At 66.6% G+C, this 5638-nt stretch carries 6 protein-coding genes; 1 reads left to right on the forward strand and 5 read right to left on the reverse strand.

What is annotated here, in order from left to right; genetic code table 11:
- Positions 1-321 (forward strand): OsmC family protein (locus tag EOA38_RS26175; protein ID WP_145966069.1); only part of this gene is annotated, 321 nt, incomplete at its 5' end.
- A 164-nt stretch (positions 322-485) separates the two neighbouring features.
- On the opposite strand, the gene EOA38_RS26180 is transcribed toward EOA38_RS26175, so the two are convergent.
- The 5 genes from EOA38_RS26180 to radA form a co-directional block, all read right to left on the reverse strand.
- Positions 486-710, reverse strand: a complete 225-nt coding sequence (locus EOA38_RS26180; protein ID WP_040984608.1) for a hypothetical protein — start codon at positions 708-710, stop codon at positions 486-488.
- Between the two features lie 168 nt (positions 711-878).
- Entirely contained in the window at positions 879-1622 is a 744-nt protein-coding gene (locus tag EOA38_RS26185; RefSeq protein WP_126094858.1) for an SDR family NAD(P)-dependent oxidoreductase, read from the reverse strand.
- Positions 1623-1845: 223 nt separating this feature from the next.
- Complete coding sequence (gene purF, locus EOA38_RS26195; RefSeq protein WP_126094857.1) at positions 1846-3327, reverse strand: amidophosphoribosyltransferase; 1482 nt, start codon at positions 3325-3327, stop codon at positions 1846-1848.
- Positions 3328-3440: 113 nt separating this feature from the next.
- The gene (locus EOA38_RS26200) at positions 3441-4124 is read right to left on the reverse strand and encodes a CvpA family protein (protein ID WP_126094856.1); all 684 of its coding nucleotides are present in this window, start codon (positions 4122-4124) and stop codon (positions 3441-3443) included.
- Positions 4125-4151: 27 nt separating this feature from the next.
- The gene (gene radA, locus EOA38_RS26205) at positions 4152-5570 is read right to left on the reverse strand and encodes a DNA repair protein RadA (protein ID WP_126094855.1); all 1419 of its coding nucleotides are present in this window, start codon (positions 5568-5570) and stop codon (positions 4152-4154) included.
- Positions 5571-5638: the final 68 nt, after the last annotated feature.

Consider the following 5638-nt stretch of genomic DNA (forward strand, 5'->3'; position numbering starts at 1 on the left):
GGGCTGGAGCTCTGCTCGGGCGACATGCTGCTCGAGGCGCTGGTCGCCTGCGCCGGCGTGACGCTTAAGGCGGTGGCGACGGCGCTTGAGTTCACGCTCGGCAACGCCACCGTCGTGGCCGAGGGCGATCTCGATTTTCGCGGCACGCTCGGCGTCGCCCGCGACGCGCCGGTCGGCTTCCGCGAGATCCGGCTGAAATTCCACCTCGACACCGACGAACCCCAGGAGCGCATCGATTCGCTCTTGAAGCTCACCGAGCGCTACTGCGTCGTGTTCCAGACGATCAACAACAAGCCGGCGTTGAGTGTGAGCGCCAGCTAATTTCCCCCCTCGAGGGGGAGATGTCGCCGAAGGCGACAGAGGGGGTCGTCTCACGTAGAGTGCCAGCGTCGTCTGATGTCGGAAGGAGTTGGCGCTTCAGGCGCGGCGACCCCCTCTGGCCGCTTCGCGGCCATCTCCCCCTCAAGGGGGGAGATCAGCTCGCGCTACTGCGCGGAGGGCTCCTCGGCATCCCCCTCGTCGGTGAAGGGCGAGGCGCTCGGCACGCATTGCACGGCCCAGCCCTGCGGCGTCGGCTGCTTCTGATATTCGGTGATGGCGTTGGTGCACTGTTCGCGGGTGTCGAAGGTGCTGGGCAGCACCACCATGCCGCCTTGCGGGCCGGCGATCACCAGATACCAGACCAACGCTACGCTGGGGGTGGCAGCCATGGGTATTCCTCACTTTGCTGGATGTGGGAGTCGCGTCGATCCTAGCAACTCCCCTCGGGCGGCGAAAGCAGGGCGGCGGAACACGCTTCCGCCACCCCGTTCACAGAGCCGTGAAGAGGGCTTTCGCCAGGCAGGCTCAGTCGACCACGACGCGTTTTTGAACTCGAGTTATTCCGGCTGCCGGTAGGCGACGAAGCGGTTGTGCTTGGCCTGGAAGATCAAGCCGGTCTCCTTCAGCGCCGGGCTTGCCAGCGGCACGATGCGCCTGGCGACCTCGGAGGGATGCGGCAGCGTCTCCGGATCCTCGCCGGGCATCGCCTGGGCGCGCATGGCCGTGCGGGTGGCGCCCGGATCGGCGGCGTTGACGCGGAGCGGCAGGCTCTCGGTTTCATGCGCCCAGGAGCGCATCATCGTCTCGACCGCGGCCTTTGAGGCCGCGTAGGGCGCCCAGAAAGCGCGCGCCGAGTGCGCCGCGTTTGAGGACATGATGATCGCGCGGCCGGCGTCGGAGAGCCTGAGTAGCGGGTCGACCGAGCGGATCAGCCGCCAGGTCGCGGTGACGTTGATGGTCATCACCTTCTCGAAGGTCTTTGCCTCGACATGGCCGATCGGCGAGACAACGCCGAGGATGGCTGCGTTCGCCACCAGAATGTCGAGCTTGCCCCAGCGCTCGTGGATCGCGCCGCCCAGCCGGTCGATGCCGGCCATGTCGGTGAGGTCGAGCGGCACCAGCGTCGCCTGTCCGCGGCCATCGGCCTTGATCTGATCGTCGAGTTCTTCCAGCCCGCCCACGGTGCGGGCGACAGCGATCACATGGGCGCCTGCCGCGGCCAGTTCCTTGGCGATGAAATAGCCGATGCCGCGCGAGGCGCCGGTGACGACTGCCACGCGGCCGGAAAGGTCGAGGGTCATGTGAAAGCTTTCGTAAGGTGGGCGCGAGACACCCCCCTCTGCCCTGCCGGGCATCTCCCCCTCAAGGGGGGGAGATTGGATTTCACCGGCGCCGGCGCTTTTCTCGCAGCCTTCGAGATTGGCGAAAGCGATGGCGACATCTGATCTCCCCCCTTGAGGGGGAGATGTCCGGCAGGACAGAGGGGGGTAACTTGGCAAAGGCAAATGAAAGTCCGGCGCGCCCCTACGACCCGCTCGACGCCAGCAGCGACAGCGTGCGCACATTGTCGTGGCCTTCGAAGTCGAGCAGGCGAGTGGGGTACTGGCCTGTGAAGCAGGCGTCGCAGAATTGCGGCTGGTCGTTGTCGCGGCGCGCCTCGCCGACGGCGCGGTAGAGCCCGTCGATCGAGAGAAATCCGAGCGAATCGACGCGGATGAACTCGGCCATCTCCTCGACCGACATGCGCGAAGCGAGCAGCTTCGATTTCTCCGGCGTGTCGACGCCGTAGAAGCAGGATGCGCTGGTCGGCGGCGAGGCGATGCGCATATGCACTTCCTTGGCGCCGGCGTCGCGCACCATCTGCACGATCTTCTGGCTGGTGGTGCCGCGCACGATGGAATCGTCGACCAGCACCACGCGCTTGCCCTCGATCATGCGGCGGTTGGCGTTGTGCTTGAGCTTCACGCCCATATGGCGGATGGAATCGCCGGGCTGGATGAAGGTGCGGCCGACATAGTGGTTGCGGATGATGCCGAGCTCGAAGGGAATGCCCGCGGCCTGGGAAAAGCCGATCGCGGCCGGCGTGCCGGAATCCGGCACCGGCACCACGATGTCGGCCTCGACCGGGTTTTCCTGCGCAAGCTCCGCGCCGATGCGTTTGCGCACCTCATAGACATTGCGGCCCTCGACCGAGGAATCCGGCCGGGCGAAATAGACATATTCGAAGATGCAGAAGCGGGTCTTCTGCGGCTCGAACGGGAACAGGCTCTCGATGCCCTTGGAGGTGACGACCACCATTTCGCCGGGCTTGATGTCGCGCACGAAGCGGGCGCCGATGATGTCGAGCGCGCAGGTCTCGGAAGCGAGGATCCAGGCGCCGTCGAGATCGCCCAGCACCAGCGGGCGGATGCCGAGCGGGTCGCGGCAGCCGATCATCTTCTTGGCCGTCAACGCCACCAGCGAGAAGGCGCCTTCGACCTGGCGCACCGCGTCGATGAAGCGCGAGTTGAGATCGCGCTCTTTGCTGGTGGCGACCAGATGCAAGAGCGTCTCGGTATCGGAGGTCGAGGAGAAGATAGAGCCCTGCTTCTGCAATGCGCGCTGCACGGTGAGCGCATTGGTGAGGTTGCCGTTGTGGGCGACAGCGAGACCGCCTTCGGCGAGCTCGGCGAAGAAGGGCTGGACGTTGCGCAGGCCGGCGCCGCCGGTAGTGGCGTAGCGGGTATGGCCGATGGCGCGGTTGCCCTGCAGGCTGTCGATCACGCGCTGTTTGGTGAAGGTGTCGCCGATGAGGCCGACATGGCGTTCGACATGGAACTGTGTGCCATCATAGGAGACGATGCCGGCCGCTTCCTGGCCGCGATGCTGCAGGGCGTGGAGCCCGAGCGTGACGATGGCCGCAGCGTCCTGCCGGCCGAAAATGCCGAATACGCCGCATTCGTCGTGGAAATGGTCGTCGGCCTCGGCGGAAAGGACTTTGCCTGCGTCTGCCGTTGAGTCTGCCATTTGGTGCTCAAGCTCCGCTAAAGCCGCCATATAGGGCGATCGCCCGTCGAACGCAACGCACGCGATGCCGCATTCATAAAATGCTTTAGGCCAGCGCCGCGCTGGCCTGAATTTCAATTTGCCGGCGCCGGGGCCGGAGCGGGAGCCGGAGCAGGGGCCGGAGCCGGCTCGTTGTCGGCGGGCGCCTCGCCTTCGCTGTCGTCGGGGGCCGGCGCATTGTCCTCGCCGGCGGCCGGCGGCTCGGCCGCGGGCTGGTCGGACGTTGCCGGCGCCTCGGTCGTGGGCGTGCCCTTATGCGTGTATTTGTTGACCAGCTCTTCCGTATTCTCCGGCAGCACGCTTTCGAGCTTGGCGCCGATCGTCTCGAGCAGCGGCCGCGACTTGGCGTTGGCGACCCAGGCAGGAGCCTTGGCGCCGGCCAGCCAGTTGAAGAACAAAAGCGCCACCGCGACGACCAGGACGCCGCGTGCCGCGCCGTAGAGGAAGCCGAGCGTCCGGTCGAGCGCGCCGATGCGCGAATCGATGATCCAGTCGGCGATCTTCATGGTGATCACCGAAACGACGATCAGCGCGATGACGAAGACGATGCCGGCGGCCGCCGCCATGGCGATTTTGTCGTTGTCGACATAGGGCTGAACGTAGGGCAGCACAGGCTTGTAGAAGAAGAAGGCCGCCGCCGCCGCCGCTGCCCACGAAACCACGGACAGCACCTCGCGGGAAAAGCCGCGCACCATGGCAAGCATTGCCGAGACCAGGGTGAAGCCGACGAGAATTCCGTCAAGCAGCGTAATCGGCATGTCTTTCGCCCCACATCATGAGCCGCATCACTCCCCTTCGTCGGCACGGCTGCGGCGTGAGCCGGCTATGCGCGCCACGAGGTCGGCAAGCTCGGTTGGCTGGAAAGCGCCGGCCGCGATTCCCCCGGCCCCATTACCGCCAACGACTTCCTCGCTGCCGAGCGGCAGCACCGCGCTTCCGAAACCCAGCTTTTCGGCCTCTTTAAGGCGCTGCTGCGCATGCGCAACCGGCCTTACCGCGCCCGAAAGGCTGATTTCGCCGAAATAGACGCAATCGGCTGGAAGGGCAAGACCGGTGAGCGAGGAAACAAGTGCGGCGGCGACCGCGAGATCGGCCGCCGGCTCCGAGATGCGGTAGCCGCCGGCGACGTTGAGATAGACGTCGTGCTGGCCGAAACGGACGCCGCAATGCGCCTCGAGCACCGCCAGCACCATGGAGAGCCGCGCGCCGTCCCAGCCGACCACGGCGCGGCGCGGAGTGCCGAGCGAGGAGGGCGCCACCAGCGCCTGGATCTCGACCAGCACCGGCCTTGTCCCTTCCATGCCGGCGAAAACGGCGGCGCCCGGCGATTTCGCGTGGCGCTCGCCGAGGAACAGCTCGGATGGGTTGGCGACCTCGCGCAGGCCCTTGTCCGACATCTCGAAGACGCCGATCTCGTCGGTCGGCCCGAAACGGTTCTTCACCGTGCGCAGGATGCGGAAGTGATGGTTGCCTTCGCCCTCGAAATAGAGCACGCCGTCGACCATGTGCTCGACGACGCGAGGGCCGGCGATCTGGCCTTCCTTGGTGACATGGCCGACGAGCACGATCGCGGCCCCTGTGGATTTCGCATAGCGGATCATCGCCTGGGCGGCGGCGCGCACCTGGGTGACGGTGCCCGGCGCCGAATCGGCAAGGTCGGTCCACAGCGTCTGGATGGAATCGAGGATGACGAGGTCGGGCCGCTTGCCGTCGGCGATTGTTGCAAGGATGTCCTCGACATTGGTTTCGGCCGCGAGCTCGACCGGTGTCGAGGCGACGCCGAGGCGCTGCGCGCGCAGCCGGATCTGCGCGACCGCTTCCTCGCCCGAGACGTAGACGATGCGGTGACCCTTCGAGGCCAAGGCCGCCGCTGCTTGCGTCAGCAGCGTCGACTTGCCGATCCCGGGATCACCGCCGACCAGCAGCGCCGAGCCGCGCACGAAGCCGCCGCCGGTGGCGCGGTCGAGCTCGCCGATGCCCGAAACGATGCGTGGCGCGTCCTCGATGTCGCCGGCAAGGCTGGTGAGCACCACGGCGCGGCCCTTGCGGGCGTTGCGGGTATTGGCCGGTCCCGAGCCGATACCGCCGGCCGTGCCTTCCTCGACGAGTGTGTTCCACTCGCCGCAGGCATCGCATTTGCCGGCCCAGCGCTGATGCACCGAGCCGCAATTCTGGCAGATGAACTGAACGCGGGGTTTGGCCATTAGCGTTGTGCCAATCGCAAATTTTCGAAGGCTGGCGTTCCCGCCCACCCCCTTCTGGCCTGCCGGCC

Origin of the sequence: Mesorhizobium sp. M1E.F.Ca.ET.041.01.1.1 (assembly GCF_003997355.1) — a bacterium.
Lineage (GTDB): Bacteria > Pseudomonadota > Alphaproteobacteria > Rhizobiales > Rhizobiaceae > Mesorhizobium.

Excerpts from the sequence above, each read along its gene's own strand:
- EOA38_RS26180 (WP_040984608.1), bottom strand. The coding sequence starts at position 710 with ATGGCTGCCACCCCCAGCGTAGCGTTGGTCTGGTATCTGGTGATCGCC.
- EOA38_RS26185 (WP_126094858.1), bottom strand. The coding sequence starts at position 1,622 with ATGACCCTCGACCTTTCCGGCCGCGTGGCAGTCGTCACCGGCGCCTCG.
- purF (WP_126094857.1), bottom strand. The coding sequence starts at position 3,327 with ATGGCAGACTCAACGGCAGACGCAGGCAAAGTCCTTTCCGCCGAGGCC.
- EOA38_RS26200 (WP_126094856.1), bottom strand. The coding sequence starts at position 4,124 with ATGCCGATTACGCTGCTTGACGGAATTCTCGTCGGCTTCACCCTGGTC.
- radA (WP_126094855.1), bottom strand. The coding sequence starts at position 5,570 with ATGGCCAAACCCCGCGTTCAGTTCATCTGCCAGAATTGCGGCTCGGTG.